This window comes from Nocardioides sp. W7 (genome assembly GCF_022919075.1).
Taxonomy (GTDB): domain Bacteria; phylum Actinomycetota; class Actinomycetes; order Propionibacteriales; family Nocardioidaceae; genus Nocardioides.
Window position 1 is genome coordinate 2,387,032 of record NZ_CP095078.1, and the last position, 18,138, is coordinate 2,405,169.

17 protein-coding genes are annotated in these 18,138 nt (G+C 71.3%); 11 read left to right on the plus strand and 6 right to left on the minus strand.

Features of this window, described 5'->3' with window-relative positions; genetic code table 11:
* Positions 1-7 precede the first annotated feature (7 nt).
* The 5 genes from MUB56_RS11340 (at position 8) to ettA (ending at position 6,930) form a co-directional block, all read left to right on the plus strand.
* On the plus strand, positions 8-1,129 hold the full coding sequence (locus tag MUB56_RS11340; RefSeq protein WP_244932001.1) for a PrsW family intramembrane metalloprotease: 1,122 nt from the start codon (positions 8-10) through the stop codon (positions 1,127-1,129).
* Complete coding sequence (locus MUB56_RS11345; protein WP_244932002.1) at positions 1,126-2,841, plus strand: GTPase domain-containing protein; 1,716 nt, start codon at positions 1,126-1,128, stop codon at positions 2,839-2,841. Before MUB56_RS11340 ends, MUB56_RS11345 begins: the two co-directional genes overlap by 4 nt.
* A gap of 74 nt (positions 2,842-2,915) precedes the next feature.
* Entirely contained in the window at positions 2,916-4,553 is a 1,638-nt protein-coding gene (locus MUB56_RS11350) for a YfjP family GTPase (RefSeq protein WP_244932003.1), read from the plus strand.
* 163 nt (positions 4,554-4,716) lie between these two features.
* On the plus strand, positions 4,717-5,184 hold the full coding sequence (locus MUB56_RS11355; RefSeq protein WP_244932004.1) for a single-stranded DNA-binding protein: 468 nt from the start codon (positions 4,717-4,719) through the stop codon (positions 5,182-5,184).
* A 63-nt stretch (positions 5,185-5,247) separates the two neighbouring features.
* On the plus strand, positions 5,248-6,930 hold the full coding sequence (gene ettA / locus MUB56_RS11360; protein WP_244932005.1) for an energy-dependent translational throttle protein EttA: 1,683 nt from the start codon (positions 5,248-5,250) through the stop codon (positions 6,928-6,930).
* A gap of 178 nt (positions 6,931-7,108) precedes the next feature.
* On the opposite strand, the gene MUB56_RS11365 is transcribed toward ettA, so the two are convergent.
* From MUB56_RS11365 to MUB56_RS11375, 3 genes are all read right to left on the minus strand, one after another.
* Positions 7,109-7,603 carry a MarR family transcriptional regulator gene (locus MUB56_RS11365; protein ID WP_348536720.1) on the minus strand — a complete coding sequence of 165 codons (495 nt, stop codon included), beginning with the start codon at positions 7,601-7,603 and terminating at the stop codon, positions 7,109-7,111.
* A 161-nt stretch (positions 7,604-7,764) separates the two neighbouring features.
* Entirely contained in the window at positions 7,765-8,991 is a 1,227-nt protein-coding gene (locus MUB56_RS11370; protein WP_244932006.1) for an acetyl-CoA C-acetyltransferase, read from the minus strand.
* A gap of 46 nt (positions 8,992-9,037) precedes the next feature.
* A complete protein-coding gene (locus tag MUB56_RS11375) occupies positions 9,038-9,631 on the minus strand; it encodes a TetR/AcrR family transcriptional regulator (RefSeq protein WP_244932007.1) in 594 nt (197 codons plus the stop codon).
* 124 nt (positions 9,632-9,755) lie between these two features.
* On the opposite strand from MUB56_RS11375, the gene MUB56_RS11380 reads away from it, so the two are divergent.
* Positions 9,756-9,935, plus strand: coding sequence for a hypothetical protein (locus MUB56_RS11380; protein WP_244932008.1), 180 nt, complete (start codon positions 9,756-9,758; stop codon positions 9,933-9,935).
* A 34-nt stretch (positions 9,936-9,969) separates the two neighbouring features.
* Positions 9,970-10,848, plus strand: coding sequence for a thioesterase family protein (locus tag MUB56_RS11385; RefSeq protein WP_244932009.1), 879 nt, complete (start codon positions 9,970-9,972; stop codon positions 10,846-10,848).
* Positions 10,849-10,855: 7 nt separating this feature from the next.
* Here the strand turns inward: MUB56_RS11385 and MUB56_RS11390 are convergent, their stop codons facing one another.
* Complete coding sequence (locus tag MUB56_RS11390; protein WP_244932010.1) at positions 10,856-11,230, minus strand: globin; 375 nt, start codon at positions 11,228-11,230, stop codon at positions 10,856-10,858.
* Between the two features lie 98 nt (positions 11,231-11,328).
* Between MUB56_RS11390 and MUB56_RS11395 the strand changes: the two genes are divergently transcribed.
* Positions 11,329-11,757: an OsmC family peroxiredoxin gene (locus tag MUB56_RS11395; RefSeq protein ID WP_244932011.1), complete on the plus strand. Its 429-nt coding sequence runs from the start codon at positions 11,329-11,331 to the stop codon at positions 11,755-11,757.
* A 71-nt stretch (positions 11,758-11,828) separates the two neighbouring features.
* Here the strand turns inward: MUB56_RS11395 and MUB56_RS11400 are convergent, their stop codons facing one another.
* Positions 11,829-12,854 (minus strand): mechanosensitive ion channel family protein, encoded by a 1,026-nt coding sequence (locus MUB56_RS11400; protein ID WP_244932012.1) that lies wholly within the window; start codon positions 12,852-12,854, stop codon positions 11,829-11,831.
* 78 nt (positions 12,855-12,932) lie between these two features.
* On the opposite strand from MUB56_RS11400, the gene MUB56_RS11405 reads away from it, so the two are divergent.
* The gene (locus MUB56_RS11405) at positions 12,933-13,301 is read left to right on the plus strand and encodes a hypothetical protein (protein WP_244932013.1); all 369 of its coding nucleotides are present in this window, start codon (positions 12,933-12,935) and stop codon (positions 13,299-13,301) included.
* Positions 13,288-13,692: a DUF5130 family protein gene (locus MUB56_RS11410; protein ID WP_244932014.1), complete on the plus strand. Its 405-nt coding sequence runs from the start codon at positions 13,288-13,290 to the stop codon at positions 13,690-13,692. The genes MUB56_RS11405 and MUB56_RS11410 overlap by 14 nt, the downstream gene beginning before the upstream one ends.
* A 60-nt stretch (positions 13,693-13,752) precedes the next feature.
* Here the strand turns inward: MUB56_RS11410 and pepN are convergent, their stop codons facing one another.
* Positions 13,753-16,296: an aminopeptidase N gene (gene pepN, locus MUB56_RS11415; protein WP_244932015.1), complete on the minus strand. Its 2,544-nt coding sequence runs from the start codon at positions 16,294-16,296 to the stop codon at positions 13,753-13,755.
* A 209-nt stretch (positions 16,297-16,505) separates the two neighbouring features.
* On the opposite strand from pepN, the gene MUB56_RS11420 reads away from it, so the two are divergent.
* Entirely contained in the window at positions 16,506-18,128 is a 1,623-nt protein-coding gene (locus tag MUB56_RS11420; RefSeq protein WP_244932016.1) for a CHAP domain-containing protein, read from the plus strand.
* The last annotated feature ends 10 nt before the right edge of the window (positions 18,129-18,138 follow it).

Genomic DNA, 18,138 nt, shown 5'->3' on the forward strand with positions numbered 1-18,138 from the left:
TGCGCCCGTGCCAGGAGCCCGTCGAGACAGCATCGCCTTCACGGTCCTCGTGACCGTGCTGGTGATCGGTGGCGCGGGCGTGATGCTGCTGGTGATCGCGCTGTCGGGCGCACCGGGGACGTTGCTCCTGGCGACCGCGCTGGCGGCGCTGCCCGTCGTACCCCTGGTCTGCTGCTACCTCTGGCTCGACCGATACGAGCCGGAGCCGCGTCGGCTGCTGCTGATGGGGCTGCTGTGGGGCGGCTTCGTCGCCACCGCCGCCGCGATCCTGATCCAGGGTGTCGGCGGCCTGGTCGCCGGCTTCAGCGAGGACGCCAGCCTCGCCGTGGTGGCGCCGGTGACCGAGGAGCTCAGCAAGGGCGCGTTCCTGGTGCTGCTGCTCTGGTGGCGCCGGGCCGAGCTCGACGGCGTGCTCGACGGGATCGTGTACGCCGGCATGGTCGGCATCGGGTTCGCCTTCACCGAGAACATCCTCTACCTCGCCGCGGCGTACAACGGGACCGACGGCACCGGCCCCGGCGGCACCGAGGCGCTCACCGCGACCTTCGTCATCCGGTGCCTGTTCAGCCCGTTCGCGCACCCGCTGTTCACCACCTTCATCGGTATCGGGGTCGGGATCGCGGTGACCTCACGCAGCGGCGCGGTCCGTTTCCTCGCCCCGGTGCTCGGATACCTCGTCGCCGTGGTCACGCACGGGCTCTGGAACGGCGCCACGATCTTCGGGTTCGGCAGCTTCGCCGTGGTCTACGTCGTGCTGATGCTCCCCGCCCTGGCGGGCCTGGCCTGGCTGGCGGTGTGGGCGCGCCGGTCCGAGCGCCGCATGCTCGCGGCCGCCCTCGACGACGCCGCGCGACGGGGCCTGATCCCCGGCACCGACATCGGCTGGGTCGTCGACCTCCGGGCCCGGCGGCTCGCCCGCCTCCACGCCCGTCAGGTCGCCGGCCCGAGCGCCGAGCGCGCCATGCGCGACTACCAGCAGGCGGCCATCGAGCTCGGGTTCCTGCACCATCGCTTCCTGCGCGGGACAGCGCCGCCTGACTTCGCGGTCCGCGGACAGGACTACGTCGCGAGGATCGGGGCCGTTCGCCCGTTCATCGCCTTTCCCGGACAGGTGGTACCCACCCGATGACAGCTTCCCAGGAGACCGCGGGCAGCGGCGCGCAGATGTTGACGGCACTGGTCCGTCTGCGCGGGGCGCTGCAGGCCGCCGAGCTGCCGCTCGACGCGCCCGGGGTCGAGGAGCAGCGCGGGTCGCGCTCGGAGCTGGTCGACCAGCTGGAGGACTACGTCATCCCGCGCGTGATGACGGTCGAGGCGCCGCTGCTCGTCGTCGTCGGCGGCTCCACCGGCGCCGGCAAGTCGACCCTCGTGAACTCGCTGGTGGGGCGCCGGGTCACCGAGCCGGGCCTGCTCCGGCCGACCACCCGGTCGCCGGTGCTGGTCCACCACCCCGCCGACGCCGCCTGGTTCGGCCAGGACCGGCTGCTCCCGGACCTGCGGCGCGTCGAGCACCCGACCAACGACCACGACGCCCTCCAGCTGGTGGCCGCCGACTCCATCCCTCCCGGGCTCGCGATCCTGGACGCACCCGACGTCGACTCGGTCGAGGAGCCCAACCGGGTCCTGGCCGCCCAGCTGCTGGCGGCGGCCGACATGTGGCTGTTCGTCACCTCCGCGGCCCGCTACGCCGACCAGGTGCCGTGGGAGCACCTCAAGGCCGCCGCGCAGCGCTCCGCGGCCGTCGCCATCGTCCTGGACCGCACCGCCGCGGACGCCGTCCAGACGGTCTCGACCCACCTGGCCCGGATGCTGGCCAGCCGGGGGTTGAAGGACTCGCCGCTGTTCATCGTCCACGAGGGACCCATCGACGCCGACGGCCTGCTCCCCGCCGACCACGTCGCCGACATCCGCGCCTGGCTGGCCTCCCTCGCCGTCGACCCCGGCGCCCGCGACGGGGTGGTCCGCCAGACGCTGGAGGGGGCCATCCGCTCCATCACACGGAACACCCACCCGGTGGCCGACGCGGTCGCCGGGCAGGTGGTCGAGCTCGACGCCCTCCGCTCGGACGTCGCGACGGCGTACGACGACGCAGCGGCCGCGCTCGCGACGAGCTCGGGCGACGGGACCCTGCTCCAGGGCGAGGTGCTGGCCCGGTGGGAGGACTTCGTCGGCACCGGCGAGCTGCTGCGCAGCCTCGAGGACAAGGTCGGCTGGCTGCGCGAGCGCGTCGTGAACGCGGTCAAGGGCAAGCCCCAGCAGGCCGAGCGGGTCATGGTCGCGATCGAGTCCGGGCTGGAGAACCTCATCCTGCAGGAGTCCGAGAGCACCGCCGCGGCGATCGCCGCGCGCTGGCGCGACCGGCCCGCGGGCGCCGGGGTGCTGGCCGGATCGCCCGAGCTCGACCGGGCCTCCCGCGAGCTCCGGCGTACGGCCGAGCGCGCCGTGCGCGAGTGGCAGCAGGACGTCACCGAGCTGGTCCGGAGCGCGGGTGCCGGCCAGCGCACCGCGCGGTTCCTGGCGTACGGCGTGCAGGGCCTGGCGGTGGCGCTGATGGTCACCGCGCTGGACCAGTCCTCGACCGAGCCGTCCTCGGCGGCCGGACGCCGGCTCCTCGAGGCCGTCTTCGGTGCGGGGCCGGCGACCGAGCTCGTGGCCCGGGCCCGCGACACCCTGGAGTACCGCCTCGGCGACCTCCTCGAGGTCGAGCGGCAGCGCTGGACCGCCGTGCTCGACGCTCTCCCGGTCAACCCGGACGCGGCCGCCCAGCTGCGCCAGGCGGCCCGTCGCGTCGACGACGTCCGCTTCGCCCGGGCCGCACGGAGCGGAGAGGGCGCCGAGTGAGGAGCGCCGCCCGCGGTCAGCGCGGCCGGAGCCTCTAAGGTGAGGCCACCACTGTCGTACCTGGGTTGGAGAACATGACGTCCTTGCTGGAGGGGGCCAAGCAGCTGGTCACCCGGGGCACCGACATCGGCGCCCGGATCGAGGGTCTCGAGTCGGCGGCCGACGCTGCGTCGGGCCGGCTCGACGACGCGCTGGTGACCGAGGCCCGCGGCGTGGCCGAGCGCTCCGCCGGACGGCTGAAGCTGTCCGCCGAGCACACCGTCGTCGCCATCGCGGGCGCGACGGGCTCCGGGAAGTCCTCGACGTTCAACGCGCTGACCGGCCTGGAGCTGTCGGCGGTCGGCGTACGCCGCCCGACCACCTCGTGGGCGACCGCGTGCGTGTGGGGCAGCGACGGTGCCCGGGAGCTCCTCGAGTGGCTCGGCATCCCCGACCGGCACCAGACCACCCGCGACTCCATGCTCGACACCCGCCGCGAGGACAACAGCCTCGACGGCGTGGTCCTGCTCGACCTGCCCGACCACGACTCGACCGAGGTGTCCCACCATCTCGAGGTCGACCGTCTGGTGGCGCTCGCGGACCTGCTGGTGTGGGTCCTGGACCCTCAGAAGTACGCCGACGCCGCGATCCACGACCGCTACCTCGAGCCGTTGAAGACACACGACGAGGTCATGGTCGTGGTGCTCAACCACATCGACTCCGTGCCGGTGGAGCGTCGCCAGTCGATGATCGACGACGTCCGCCGGCTGCTCGACAACGACGGTCTCGCGAAGGTCCCGGTGATCGCGATCAGCGCCCGCGAGGGGATCGGTCTGGACGAGCTGCGGGCCGAGATCGGCCGCCGGGTCACGGAGAAGAAGATGACCCGGACGCGCCTCGAGGCCGACCTCCGGGCGGCCGCCGCCCGCCTCGACGAGGCGAGCGGCAGCGGTGCCCCCCGCACCCTGCCCGCCGCCCGCACGGCGTCGTTCGAGGAGGCGCTCGGCGAGGCCGCCGGCGTGCCCACGATCGTCGACGCCGTCGAGCGCTCCACCCGGATCCGGGCCACCCGGGCCACCGGCTGGCCGGCCGTGTCCTGGATCTCCGGGCTGCGGGGCGACCCGCTGAAGAAGCTCGAGCTCGACGTCGGCGACTCGGCGGGCCAGCTCGCCGGTCGCTCGACGGTGGCTCCGACCTCGGTCTCCGTGCAGCGCGCCCGGGTCGACACCGAGGTCCGCGCGTTCGCGGACGACGCGTCCGAGGGACTCGGTGCGCCCTGGGCGGCCGCGGTCCAGCGGGTCGCCGTCTCGCGCATCCCCGAGCTGGGCGACCGGCTCGACTCCGCGCTCGCGGCGACCGACCTGGGCGGCAACCGGCTGCCCGGCTGGGTCGGTCTCGTCCGGGTCCTGCAGTGGCTGCTCCTGCTCGGGGCGATCGGCTGCGGGGTGTGGGCGGTCCTCGCGGCCGCCGACGTCACCGCGGCCGCACCGGAGATCGGCGGCCTGTCGGTTCCGCTCGTCGCTGCGGTGGCGTGCCTGGTGGTCGGCATCGTGCTCGCCCTGGTCTGTCGCGGGGCCGTCGCCGGTGCGGCGCGCGAGCGCGCCGAGACGGTGCGCAAGCGTCTGGAGACCTCGATCTCCGAGGTCGCGACCGAGCTGGTCGTCCGCCCGGTCGAGCAGGAGCTGGCGGCCTACGGCGCGCTGCGCTCGGGGCTCGATCAGGCGCTGAAGTAGGGGGATCTTCCGGCTCCCGCCCGAGCCGTCTGTCGTCCACAGGTGCCTCTCCCGCGGGGTTGTCCCCAGGGGCTGGGCCCGGTCGCCGTCGGCTGTCGGTGCGGCGCCGGAGTCTCGGGACTACCCACAGCCGCGACGGGCGGCTGCGACAAAGGAGAGTCCCATGACCGACACCTTCGTGACATTGCACGGCTGGCTCGGCGGCGACGTCCAGGTCCGGCAGGCCGGCGACGCCCAGGTCGCGAGCTTCCGGCTCGCCTGCACCCCGCGCCGCTACAGCCGGCGCACCGAGAGCTGGAGCAACGGCCCCACCCAGTGGTACTCCGTGAACGCCTGGCGGGTGCTCGGGGAGAACTGCCGCGACTCGCTGCACCGCGGCGACCCGGTCGTCGTGCACGGCCGCCTCGAGCCCCAGGTGTGGATCAACAACGCGGGCGTCGAGGTCACCACGCTCGTCGTCGAGGCGAGCAGCGTCGGCCACGACCTCAACCGCGGCGTCAGCGGGTTCACCAAGACCGTCCGAGGGGAGTCGGTCGGTGCCCGGTCCGGTGCCGAGTCTGAGGTCTCGTCTGAGGCCCAGCAGCACGATGGCGGCGACGCTCGCGAGGAGCCGGCCGCGACCGCGGCCTGAGCGGCGGGGTGGCCGGGGCCCCGCCCCGGCCATCGCCTCGGACAGCAACTAGGCTCGGTGACCATGGCGGAATATGTCTTCACCCTGCGCAATGTGCGTAAGGCCCACGGCGACAAGGTCGTCCTCGACAACGTGACCCTGTCGTTCCTGCACGGAGCGAAGATCGGCGTGGTCGGCCCCAACGGCACCGGCAAGTCCTCGCTGTTCAAGATCATGGCCGGGCTCGACAAGGCCAACAACGGCGATGCGATCCTCGACCCCGGTGCCACGGTCGGGATGCTTCAGCAGGAGCCGCCGCTGACGGAGGGCAAGACCGTCCTCGAGAACGTCGAGGAGGCGGTCGCCGAGACGAAGGCCAAGATGGCCCGCCTCGACGAGCTCTACATGCTGATGGGCGATCCCGACGCAGACCAGGACAAGGTCGCGACCGAGGCCGGCGATCTCCAGACCGAGCTCGACGCCGCCAACGTCTGGGACCTGGACAGTCGACTGGACCAGGCGATGGACGCGCTGCGGTGTCCGCCGCCGGACGCGATCGTCGACAACCTGTCCGGTGGCGAGCGTCGTCGGGTCGCGCTGTGCAAGCTGCTGCTCCAGCAGCCCGACCTGCTGCTGCTCGACGAGCCCACCAACCACCTGGACGCGGAGTCGGTCCAGTGGCTCGAGGGCCACCTCAAGAGCTACCCGGGTGCCGTGCTGGCCATCACCCACGACCGTTACTTCCTCGACAACGTCGCCGAGTGGATCCTCGAGCTCGACCGCGGCCAGACCCACCCCTACGAGGGCAACTACTCGACCTACCTCGAGACCAAGCGCGACCGGCTCAAGATCGAGGGGCAGAAGGACGCCAAGCGCGCCAAGATGCTCGAGAAGGAGCTGGAGTGGGTCCGCTCCAACGCCAAGGCCCGCCAGACCAAGAGCAAGTCCCGGCTGGCGCGCTACGAGGAGATGGCGGCCGAGGCCGACCGGATGCGCAAGATCGACACCTCCGAGATCAACATCCCGGCCGGTCCCCGGCTCGGTGACGTGGTGCTCCAGGCCGAGAAGCTCACCAAGGGCTTCGAGGACCGCACCCTCATGGAGAACCTGTCGTTCTCGCTGCCGCGAGCCGGCATCGTCGGTGTCATCGGCCCCAACGGCGTCGGCAAGACCACGCTGTTCCGGATGATCACCGGGGGTGAGCAGCCCGACGCCGGCAAGCTCACCGTCGGCCAGACCGTCAAGCTGTCGTACGTCGACCAGAGCCGTGGCGGCATCGACCCCAACAAGAACGTCTGGGAGGTCGTCTCCGACGGGCTCGACTTCATCAAGGTCGCCAACTTCGAGATGAACTCCCGCGCCTACGTCGCGTCGTTCGGCTTCAAGGGCCCCGACCAGCAGAAGAAGGCGGGCGTCCTCTCCGGTGGAGAGCGCAACCGCCTCAACCTGGCGCTGACCCTGAAGATGGGCGGCAACCTGCTGCTGCTCGACGAGCCCACCAACGACCTCGACGTCGAGACCCTGTCGTCGCTCGAGGACGCGATCCTCGACTTCCCGGGCTGCGCCGTGGTCACCTCCCACGACCGGTGGTTCCTCGACCGGGTCGCCACCCACATCCTCGCCTGGGAGGGCACCGACGAGAACCCCGCGGAGTGGTTCTGGTTCGAGGGCAACTTCGCGGCCTACGAGGAGAACAAGATCGAGCGGCTCGGCATCGAAGCGGCTCGCCCGCACCGGGTCACCCACCGGCGGCTCACGCGGGACTGACACGAGACCCGGTGGGTCGAGCGACGACTTCGTTCGGCTCGCCGGGCTCGGCACCCGCGTCGCGGCTCCCGGGTGATGCGCTCGGAGAGCTGGATGGGTCTCGACACGCGCGTCGCGACTTCGTCCCTCAGTCGCGGCGCTCGCTCGACCGAGCTGAGGTGTAGTCCGCTGGCGCGGCCTACCTCAGCTCCATCTCGGGGTGGCCGGCGACGAGGTTGTCCGACACGGCGTCCATGACCCGGCCGAGGGCGGCGAAGTCCTCGTCGGCGACCAGATCGACGAGGTGGGCCCGGACTCCGGCCACGTGGACGTGCGCGGCCCGCTCGAGCAGCTCGTGGCCCTGCGGCGTCAGGCCGCAGATGATCCCGCGGCCGTCCTCCGGCGAGTTGGTACGGCGCACCAGGCCCGCGCGCTCCATCCGGCTCACCGTGTGGGTGACCCGGCTGCGGCTGTGGGCGAGGGCGTCGGCGAGCTGCGCCATCCGCATCCGGCCCTCCCGCTCGGAGAGCCGGACCAGGATCTCGTACTCGACGAGCGAGAGGTCGAAGGTGCGGCGCAGGTCGTCGTCGAGGCGGTCCAGGAGCAGCGTGGTGCCCATCAGGTAGGCGCGCCAGGAGCGCTGCTCCTGATCATCGAGCCACCGGGTCCCCGAGCTCGCCGCTGCGTCTGCCACCCGGGGAGTCTATGTCCCGCTGTCCCCGCGGACTGGTAGACCGAGCCCAAGACCGAGTAACGGATCGGCCGCGCGGCGACCCGCCTGCCGGGCTGGACGACCAAGCAGAACGCCTGGCCACCTTCCGGGGCCAGGCGTTCGCGGGGTACCTCAGCGACTGATCACACGCGCTCGAGGATCATCGCCATGCCCTGGCCGCCGCCGACGCACATGGTGATCAGGCCGGTGGACTTGTCGTGCCAGTCGAGGCTGTTGAGCATGGTGTTCTGCAGCCGGGCGCCGGTCATGCCGAACGGGTGCCCGACGGCGATCGCGCCGCCGTTGACGTTGAGCCGGTCGAGGTCGATGCCGAGGTCCTGGTAGGACGGCACCACCTGGGCGGCGAACGCCTCGTTGATCTCGACCAGGTCGATGTCGCCGATGCTCATGCCGGCGTACTTGAGCGCGTTCCGGGTGGCCTCGACCGGGCCGAGGCCCATGATCTCGGGGGAGAGGCCCGAGACGCCGGTGGAGACGATCCGGGCGAGCGGGGTCAGCCCGAGCTCGGCGGCCTTCGTGTCGGACATGATGACGACGGCGGCGGCGCCGTCGTTGAGCGGGCAGCAGTTGGCCGCGGTCACGACGCCGTCGGGGCGGAAGACCGGCTTGAGCTGGCTGGCGGCCTCGATCGTCACGCCGGCGCGCGGGCCGTCGTCCTTGCTGACGACGGTGCCGTCGGGGGTGGTGACCGGGGTGATCTCGCGCTCCCAGAAGCCGGAGGCGATGGCCTTCTCGGCGAGGTTCTGGGAGCGGACGCCGAACTCGTCGAGCTCGTGGCGAGACAGCCCGCGCAGCTTGGCGACGTTCTCGGCCGTCTGGCCCATCGCGATGTAGGCGTCGGGGAGGACGCCGTCCTCGCGGGGGTCGTGCCAGTCGGGGGTGGTGCTGCCGTCGCCCGCCGCGGTCGCCTTGGTCCGCGCCTCGGCGGTGGCGAAGAGCGGGTTCTTCGTGTCGGGCCAGTGGTCCGAGGTGCCCTTGGCGAAGCGGGAGACCATCTCGACGCCGGCGGAGATGAAGATGTCTCCCTCGCCGGCCTTGATCGCGTGGAAGGCCATCCGCGAGGTCTGCACCGACGAGGAGCAGTAGCGGGTGATGGTCGCGCCCGGGACGCCGTCGAGACCCAGCAGCACGTTGACGATGCGGGCCATGTTGTTGCCGGACTCGCCGCCCGGCAGACCGCAGCCGAGGTAGTGGTCGTCGATCGTGCTCGGGTCGAGCCCGGGGATCTTGTCGAGCGCGGCCTGGATGATCGTCGCGGACAGGTCGTCGGGCCGCAGGTCCTTCAGCGACCCCTTGTTCGCGCGTCCGATCGGCGAGCGGGCGGCGGAAACGATGACTGCCTCGGGCATGGGGTCACTCCTGGGTGGACGGCGCTGTCGGGTGGCCACCCTAACGTCACTCGAGCGCCAGGGAGCTCAGGGTCTGCTCGAGGGCGCGGGCGAGAAATCCGGCGCGATCGGCCGTCGGCTTGAGCAGCGCGGCCAGCAGGATGCCGTCGAGGGAGGCGACCAGCCACTCGGCCCGCTCCGGGCCGTGGTCCTTCCCGCGGGTCCGGAGGATGCCGTCCACGACGTCGACGAGGCCGGTGCGGGCCGTCTCGAGCACGGCCGCCAGGTCGGGGTCGCGGGTGGCCTCGATGGTGAGCTCCTGGCGGGCGAGCAGCATCTCGGGATGCGCCAGCCAGCCGAGGAACATCTGGGCGACGCTGCCGACCTTGCGGGCGGTGTCGACGTCGTGGGGCAGGCCCGCGAGCTCGGAGGCGATCGCGTCGACGTCGTCGGCGAGGCTCGCGGCGACGTACTCGGTGAGGGCGGTGAGCAGCGCCTTGCGGGTGCGCAGGTACGCCGAGCACGACCCCTCCGGGAGGCTCGCCTGCCGGTCGACGGCCCGGTGGGTGAGGCCGCGCAGCCCCTGCTCGGCGAGGACCTGCAGTGCAGCGTCGAGCAGTGCTCGACGGCGCGGGCTGAGCTCGGCGGGCGGGGCGGTCATCGGTCTCCGGCGCGGGGGGTGGACATGTGGCTCGGGACACTACCGCCCCGTCTTGCGCGGTACGCCGGACCGGCGTAGTTTCTACAACTGTAGAGATTCTACAGCTGTAGAAAGGCTGATCCCCATGATCGAGATCCCCACCATCGTCTACGTCCTTCTCGTGGCCTTCATGGTCCTGCTGGCCCTCAGCGCCCTCCTGCTGGTCGCCGTCGTCGCCGACGCGCTGGTCGCGCAGCGTCGGGTCCGGGTCGCTCGCGGTGCGAGCATCGGCACCCACTACTTCGGCCTCGCGCACAGCCACTGATCCCCGCCGGCGCGCACTCTGGCAGCATCGGGGCGTGCGCCATACGTACGAGTGCCCCCTGCGGTGGGCCGACCTGGACCTCCTCGGACACGTCAACAACGTCGTGTACGTCGACTACCTCCAAGAGGCCCGCGTCGACATGCTGCGCACCCACCGGCCGACTCGTCCGGCCGGGGAGCTGGTCGACGGGCTGGTCGTCGTACGCCACGAGGTGCAGTACCTCCTCCCGCTGACGTTCCGGTTCCGTCCGGTCACCATCGAGTGCTGGGTGACCGAGATCCGGGCCGCGTCGTTCACGATGGCCTACGAGATCTTCGACGCCGACCCCGAGCACCCGAGGGGACGGCGGGTCTACGTCCGGGCGAACACGGTGCTCACGCCGTACGTGTTCTCCGAGGAGCGGCCGCGGCGCCTGAGCCGGGACGAGCGGACGTTGCTGGCCGACTTCCTCGAGCCCACCGAGCCGGTGGCGCGGCCCGAGCCGACGCCGATGCGCACCAGCGAGACGGGGCACTACCCGGTCGCGGTCCGGTTCTCCGACGTCGACGCCTACGGCCACGTCAACAACGTGAAGTACTTCGAGTTCCTCCAGGAGGCCCGGATCTCCCTGATGTCGCGGCTGTGGGGCGACGCCTGGGCCGCCGCCGGCCGCGCACAGGTGGTGGTCGCGCAGATGGACGTCGACTACCGGGTGCCGATCCTCTTCCGGCCCGAGCCGTACGACGCCTGGACCTGGATCTCCCACGTCGGCCGGACCTCGACGGTGGTCGAGTCGGAGATCCGCGACGGCTCGGTCGTCCTCGCCCGGGCCCGGGTCGTGCTGGTCTTCTTCGACCCCTCCACCCAGCGACCCACGGTCCCCGAGCCGGCAGTGCGCGGACCGCTGGTCGCCTTCGCCGCCACGGAGTCCTGAGCCGGGCCTACTCCAGGCTGTTGACCATGAACTGGGCGGCGTGCGTCACGTAGTCCCAGAACTGCGCGTCCTGCTCGGGGGTCAGGTCGGCAGCGTCCAGGCCCGCGCGGAAGTGCATCAGCCAGTGGTCCTTGGTCTCCGGGGTGACCGCGAACGGCGCGTGCCGCATCCGCAGCCGCGGGTGCCCGCGCTGCTCGGAGTACGTCGAGGGCCCGCCCCAGTACTGCACCAGGAAGTCGCGGAACCGCTCCTCGGCCGGACCGAGGTCCTGCTCGGGGTACAACGGCCGCAGCACCTCGTCGTCCGCGACGCCCTGGTAGAAGGTCGACACGATGAGACTGATCGTGTCGAGGCCGCCGATCTCGTCGTAGAAGGTGCTCACCCGTCCATTCTCGCAACGACCACAACCGGGTCCGACAGCGGCGTGCAAGACTCGCGGCGTACCGCTTCATCAGCACATCCACGAGGAGTGATCTGCAGATGCCCACCACCCGTCAGGCGACCACGAACTGGGAAGGCACCCTCTTCGAGGGCTCCGGCAAGGTCACGCTCGAGTCGTCCGGGATCGGCACGTACGACGTGTCGTGGCCCTCGCGCGCCGAGGCCGCGAACGGCAAGACCAGCCCCGAGGAGCTGATCGCCGCCGCGCACTCGTCGTGCTTCTCGATGGCCTTCTCCAACGGTCTGGCCAAGAACGACACCCCGGCCACCTCGCTGAAGACCACCGCCGAGGTCGAGCTGACCCCCGGCACCGGCATCACCGGCATCAAGCTCACGGTCGTCGGCACCGTCGAGGGCATCACCGAGGAGAAGTTCGTCGAGCTCGCGACGGCCGCCAAGGAGGGCTGCCCGGTCAGCCAGGCGCTCGCCGGCACCACCATCACCCTGGCCGCCTCGCTCGCCTCCTGAGCCACCCACGCCGAGTCAGCAGAAGTAGAGGGCCGAGTCAGCACTACTAGTGCTGACTCGGCCCTCTACTGTCAGGTGACGGGGGAGTCCTCGGACACCTCGGCGGCCTGCTTCTCCTCGCGGTGCCACACCACCCGCTGGGCGAAGGGGATCTCGATGCCCTCGTGGTCGAAGCGGGCCTTGATCCGCTGACGCAGGGCGCGGGCGACGCTCCACTGCTCGTTCGGCAGGGTCTTGATGAGCACCCGCAGGTGCACCGCGTCGGCGGCCAGCAGCTCGACACCGGTGACCTCGGGCTCCTCGATGACCACGCCGCGGAAGTCGTCGTCGTTCCACAGGTCGTGGGCGATCTCGGACAGCACCCGCTGGACGCGCGCCAGGTCCTCGCCGTACCCGACGGACACGTCGACGACCGCGCGGGACCAGTTCTGGCTCATGTTGCCGACGCGCATGATCTCGCCGTTGGGCACGTACCAGACCGTGCCGTTGAGGTCGCGCAGGCGGGTCACCCGCAGGCTCACCGCCTCCACGGTGCCGACGGCCTCGCCGACGTCGACCACGTCGCCGACGCCGTACTGGTCCTCCACGATCATGAAGATGCCGGACAGAAAGTCCTTCACCAGCGACTGGGCGCCGAAGCCGAGCGCGAGGCCGAGGATGCCGGCGCTGGCGATGATGGGGGCGATGTTCACGCCCAGCTCGCTGAGCACCATGGTGCCGAACATCGCGATCAGGACGCCGGTGATGATGCTCTTCAGCAGGTCACCCATGGTCTTCGCGCGCTGGACGCGTCGCGTCGAGGCGTTCACCTCGCGGGCCATCGAGCCCTCGCCGGTCGAGGCGCGGCGGCGGGCGAACCGACCGCCCATCCGATTGGGCAGCACCCCCTCCTCGGCGCGCAGGACCAGCCGGTCGACGAGCTTGTGGAGGACCCAGCGGATGAACAGCCCCAGCAGGACGAGGCCCGCGATGGCGAGCGGCGTTCCGATCAGTACGTCGGCCACCTCGGCGGCGGTGTCGTTGCCGGTCCAGTCGAGGGCCGTGTTGCAGACCTGCTCGCTGTCCGCACAGGGGTCAGTGGTGGCGAGCGCAAACATGCGCCCCAGTATTCACACGGGCACGGACGGGGTCGAACCGTCGGTGTGCTCGCTGGCGGTGACCGATATCCTGCTCTCGTGAGCATCCAGCCCGTGTCTTCCCGCACCGTCGCCCTCGTCCGTCGTACGACGTTCCTCCTCGGCAGCTCCGCCGCGCTCCTCGCGGTGGCCGGCCCGGCGAGCGCCGATGTCGCTGACGGATGGTCGAACCCCGAGGACGTCAGCGCCGTCCACGCCCTGCTGGTGCTGGGCGGGATCCCGCTCGCCCTCGGCCTGCTGATCACGGCGCTGGTCTACGTGCCCGCGATGATCCGCGGCGAGCGCCTCGCCCCGAACGCGCCGCTGGTCGAGAACCAGTGGATCGGGGGTCCGCGCCGGGGCACCGCCGAGCTGGCCGCCCCCGACGGTGCTGACTCCCAGGCGGGTGGAGCAAGTGCCCGCTGGTGACCCGTTCACCAAGTCGGAGCGCTTCGCGCTCGACGACGCCATCCGCAAGGCCGAGCAGCAGAGCCGGCTGGAGTTCTCGGTGTTCGTCGGGAACGCGGAGGGCGACCCGCGGGCGTTCGCGACCAGCCTGCACAACTCGCTGGTCGTGCCGGCGCGCAGCATCCTGATCATGCTCGACCCGACCCGTCGGGTCCTGGAGGTCGTCACGGGCGGCTTCGTCCGTCGTACCCTCTCCGACGCCGAGGTGGAGCTGGCGGTGCTCGCGATGCAGTCCGAGCTCGCCGAGGGCGAGATCGTCACCGGGCTGCTGCGCGGCATCCACCTGCTCGCCGAGCACGCCCGGGCACCCGAGACCCTGCACGCCGGCCCGGAGCAGCCCCAGCAGTCCTGACCGTCGCCCCCGGGCGCCGCCGCCCCGGACAGCAGGCCGGGGCGACGGCGACGAGCGTGTTCAGGGGCGCCCGTCGAGCTCCTGCGCGGCCAGCGCGCGGGCCACGTCGGCGCGGCCCTCCTGCACGTAGCGCTTCGCACCCGCCGGCGCGGGCGAGGAGGCCAGCCACGCGTCGACCCGGTCCAGCAGCTCCAGGCTGGCCAGCGGCTTCGGGAAGCTGTACTCCAGCGCCTTGGCCGCGCGATGGGTGCCGAGCTGGTCCCAGGCGGTCTCGGCCGCCTCCAGGTACTTCTCGACGTACGGCGCCAGTACGGCGTCCTGGCGCGGCCGCTGGAAGGACAGCACCACCGAGAGCGCGGTCTCGTTGGGCGTCGAGGCGTCCTCCATGGCGATCCGCCAGGCCTCGGCCTTGGCCTCGGCCGTCGGGATCGCTGCCCGGGCGCCGGCGGCGTGCTCCTTGCCGGAGATCGTGTTGTCCTGCGCGAGCTCGTCGTCGATGCGCGAGCCGGCCCGGTCGTTCGCGGCGAGGCCGGTGATCAGCGACCAGCGCAGGTCCTGGTCGACGGCCAGGCCCTCCAGGACCAACGAGCCGTCGAGGAGCGCCTCGAGGTCGGTGATCGCCCGGTCGCTGTGGGTGGTGGCTGCGTAACTGCGGACGAAGGTCAGCTGCTGGTCGCTGCCGGGCTCGGCGGCCAGCGCCAGCTCCCGCAGGCCGGACTCCCAGCGCGCGGTCAGCTCGGCGCGATGCTCCGGAGCGGAGTACGACGCGACGGTCTGTGCCGCGTACGTCGGGATCCGGCTCACGCCCCACGCGTCGGTCTCCTGGCCGATGTTCGCCAGCACCAGCTCGACGAAGTCGGTCGCCCGCAGCTCGGCGTCGCGGGTCATGTCCCAGGTCGCGCCCCACACCAGAGCGCGGGCCAGGGAGTCGTCGAGCTTCGAGAGGCCGCCGATGGCGGTGGCGAGTGAGCGCTCGTCGAGGCGGATCTTGGCGTAGGTCAGGTCGCCCTCGTTGAGCAGGAGCAGGTCGGGCTGCTTGACACCGACGAGCTCGGGAACCTCGGTGCGCTCGCCGTCGACGTCGATCTCGAAGGTGTCGCGCAGCACCAGCCGGCCGTCGGTCTCGTCGTAGGCACCGATGCCGATCCGGTGCCGGCGCAGGGTCGGCCAGTCGGGGTGGGCGGACTGCAGGACGGCGAAGGAGGAGTAGGTGCCCGCGGAGTCGAGCACGAAGGACGGCGTCAGCGTGTTGACGCCCGCGGTCTGCAGCCACTCGGTGGCCCAGCCGCCGAGCTCGCGGCCGGAGGCCTTCTCGAGGGCGGCGAGCAGGTCGGTGTACTCGGCGTTCGCGTAGGCGTGGTCCTTGAAGTACTGCCGCAGGCCGGCGAGGAACGGCTCGAGGCCGACCCAGGCCACCAGCTGCTTGAGCACCGACGCGCCCTTGGCGTAGGTGATCATGTCGAAGTTGACCTCGACGGCGTGCAGGTCGTGGTTGTCGGCCGCGATCGGGTGCGTGGAGGGCAGCTGGTCCTGGCGGTAGCCGGTCTGCTTGCGCGCGTTGGCGAAGCCGGTCCAGGCGTCGGTGAAGTCGGTCGCCTCGACCTCGGCCCAGTAGCAGGCCCACTCGGCGAACGACTCGTTGAGCCAGAGGTCGTCCCACCACTTCATGGTCACCAGGTCGCCGAACCACATGTGCGCCATCTCGTGCAGGATCATCGAGGTGCGGAACTCGTAGAACGAGCGCGGCTGGCGCGAGCGGGGGAGGTACTCGTCGCGGACGGTCACGCAGCCGGCGTTCTCCATCGCGCCCATGTTGTACTCCGGCACGTAGAGCTGGTCGTACTTGCCGAACGGGTAGGGGAAGTCGAACTGCTCCTCGAAGAAGGCGAACCCCTTCTTCGTGAGGTCGACCAGCACGTCGTCGTCGAGGTGCTCGACGAGCGACTGCCGGCAGTAGTGGCCGAGCGGGATGTCGCCGTGCTTGCCGTGGTAGACGTCCTGGACCTCGTGGTACTCACCCGCGACGATCGCCGTGATGTACGTCGACATCGGCTTGGTCGGCTCGAAGCTCCACAGCGCGACCCCGTCGGAGACCGGCGTCGGCTCCGGGGTGGGGGAGTTGGAGACGACCTTCCAGTGCGAGGGCGCGGTCACGTGGAAGGTGAACGGCGCCTTGAGGTCGGGCTGCTCGAAGGTGGTGTAGACGCGACGCGCGTCCGGCACCTCGAACTGCGAGTAGAGGTAGACCCGGTCGTCGACGGGGTCGACGAAGTGGTGCAGGCCCTCACCGGTGTGCGAGTACGTGCAGTCCGCACGCACGACGAGCTCGTTGTCGGTCCGCAGGCCGGTCAGCGTGATCCGGCTGTCGGCGTACGCCGTGGCCGGGTCGATCGACTCGCCGTTCAGGGTGATCTCGTGGATCGTCGCGTCGACGAGGTCGGCGAAGGTCTGGGCGCCGGGCTCGGCGCAGGTGAAGCGGATGGTCGTGGTCGATCCGAAGACTTTGTCGCCCGTCGTGAGGTCCAGGTCGATGGAGTACGACGTGACGTCCAGGAGGGCGGCGCGGGTGGCGGCCTCGTCCCGGGTGAGGTTGGTTCCAGGCATGCGCTGCATCCTGCCACCGGCCCGTGGCGTGGTCGCAGCGGCCGCCTCCGAGGCCGGCGTGTCCGACATGTGGACAGCGTGATCGGGAGCTGCCAACTGCCGGAATCTCCCCGGTTTCACCGGCGTGTCGCGTGGACAGGCGGTTAAATTACATCATTGTAGTTCGTTCTCGGCGTGTCGCGCTTGACTTTTTTCACTAGGGTGCTCCCGTGCATCACCAGTCACAGGAGCCACGGCGGCCCCACCTCGCCGCCGTGATCGGTCTCCTCGTACTTCTCGGGGGGCTGCTGGTGCTGCCCGCACCGGCGGCCACCGCGGCGTCGACGTACCTGTGCACCGGCTACTCCGGATGCGCGAACGCCGGCTACTCGCACGCGGGCTACCGCAAGGCCCGCACGACGATGTACTGGCAGATGTACGCCGGGCACAACTGCACCAACTACGCCGCGTACCGCGTGGTGAAGAACGGGATGGCGAACAGCCGGCCCTGGAACGGCAACGGCAACGCCAGCAACTGGGGCGTGGCGATGTCGCGGATCACCGACGCCAAGCCGATGGTGGGTGCGATCGCCTGGTGGAAGGCGAACGTGCCGGGCGCGGGGGCCAGCGGCCACGTCGCCTACGTCGAGCAGGTCGTCTCCAGCACCGAGATCGTGATCTCCGAGGACAGCTGGGGCGGCGACTTCCACTGGCGCCGGATCACCAAGAGCGGCCGGGGCTGGCCGAGCGGGTTCATCCACTTCAACGACAAGGTGCTCGCCCCGACGAGCCCGCCGTCCGTGCTCGGCACCCCCCAGATCGGGGCAACCCTGACGGCGAACCAGGGCGCCTGGAACCCGGCCGGCACCTACAGCTACCAGTGGGCGGTCGCGGGGACGCCGATCGCCGGCGCGACCGCGCAGACCTACTCGCCCACGGCGGACGTGCTCCGCAAGCCGTTGAGCGTGACCGTCACCGTGACGAAGAACGGCTACCAGCCCGGCCGGGCGGTCGCCAGCACGGCCGCCGTGGCCCCGGGCACCATGGCCAACCCCGTCCCCCCGGCCATCACCGGCACCCCGCAGGTCGACGAGACCCTCCAGGTCTCCCTCGGCACCTGGAGTCCGGCTCCCGTCACCACGGCCGTGAAGTGGTACGCCGACGGCGTCGTCATCCCCGGCGCCACCGGGCCGTCCCTGACGCTCACCCAGGCGCACATCGACAAGCAGATCACCGCCAACGTCTCCGCCCGGGCGACGGCGTACAACCGCGGGACGGTCGCGACCGCCCCGACGACGCCGATCCTCGCGGGCACCATCCGTGAGGTCACGCCGTACACGCTCTCGGGGGCGACCGGCCACGGGCGCGTGCTGACGGTCACGCCCGGCACCCTCGAGCCGGCCGACTCGACGGCGACGTACACCTGGCTGCGCGACGGCGTGCCGATACCCGGCGCCACCGGCGCGACGTACCGGCTCGGCGCCGCCGACGTCGGCTCCCGGGTGTCGCTGCGGCTCGACGTGGTCCGCCGCAGCTTCCGCAGCCTGAGCCGCACCATCCGGATCGGCTCCAAGGTCACGACCCGCCCCACGATGAAGGTCGTGCCGAAGGGCCAGGCCGGACGCGCGATCGTCACCGTGCGGCTGCGCGCCCCCGGTATCGACCCGTTCAAGGGGCGCGTGACCGTGCGGATCGGTTCCCGGTCCGAGGTCGTCCGCATCGTCGACGGGAAGGCGCGGGTGGCCTTCACCGGTCTGCGGCCCGGCGTGCAGGCGATCCAGGTCCGCTACACCGGCACGTCGGTGATCAAGCCCGTCAAGGGCAAGGGGCGGGTCCGGATCCCGAGCAGCTGACCGTTCCGGC

Bases quoted from the DNA above. Each gene is read 5' to 3' on its own strand.
- MUB56_RS11350 (WP_244932003.1), top strand. From the start codon at position 2,916: ATGACGTCCTTGCTGGAGGGGGCCAAGCAGCTGGTCACCCGGGGCACC.
- MUB56_RS11380 (WP_244932008.1), top strand. From the start codon at position 9,756: ATGATCGAGATCCCCACCATCGTCTACGTCCTTCTCGTGGCCTTCATG.
- pepN (WP_244932015.1), bottom strand. From the start codon at position 16,296: ATGCCTGGAACCAACCTCACCCGGGACGAGGCCGCCACCCGCGCCGCC.
- MUB56_RS11375 (WP_244932007.1), bottom strand. From the start codon at position 9,631: ATGACCGCCCCGCCCGCCGAGCTCAGCCCGCGCCGTCGAGCACTGCTC.
- MUB56_RS11370 (WP_244932006.1), bottom strand. From the start codon at position 8,991: ATGCCCGAGGCAGTCATCGTTTCCGCCGCCCGCTCGCCGATCGGACGC.
- ettA (WP_244932005.1), top strand. From the start codon at position 5,248: ATGGCGGAATATGTCTTCACCCTGCGCAATGTGCGTAAGGCCCACGGC.
- MUB56_RS11400 (WP_244932012.1), bottom strand. From the start codon at position 12,854: ATGTTTGCGCTCGCCACCACTGACCCCTGTGCGGACAGCGAGCAGGTC.
- MUB56_RS11355 (WP_244932004.1), top strand. From the start codon at position 4,717: ATGACCGACACCTTCGTGACATTGCACGGCTGGCTCGGCGGCGACGTC.
- MUB56_RS11345 (WP_244932002.1), top strand. From the start codon at position 1,126: ATGACAGCTTCCCAGGAGACCGCGGGCAGCGGCGCGCAGATGTTGACG.
- MUB56_RS11395 (WP_244932011.1), top strand. From the start codon at position 11,329: ATGCCCACCACCCGTCAGGCGACCACGAACTGGGAAGGCACCCTCTTC.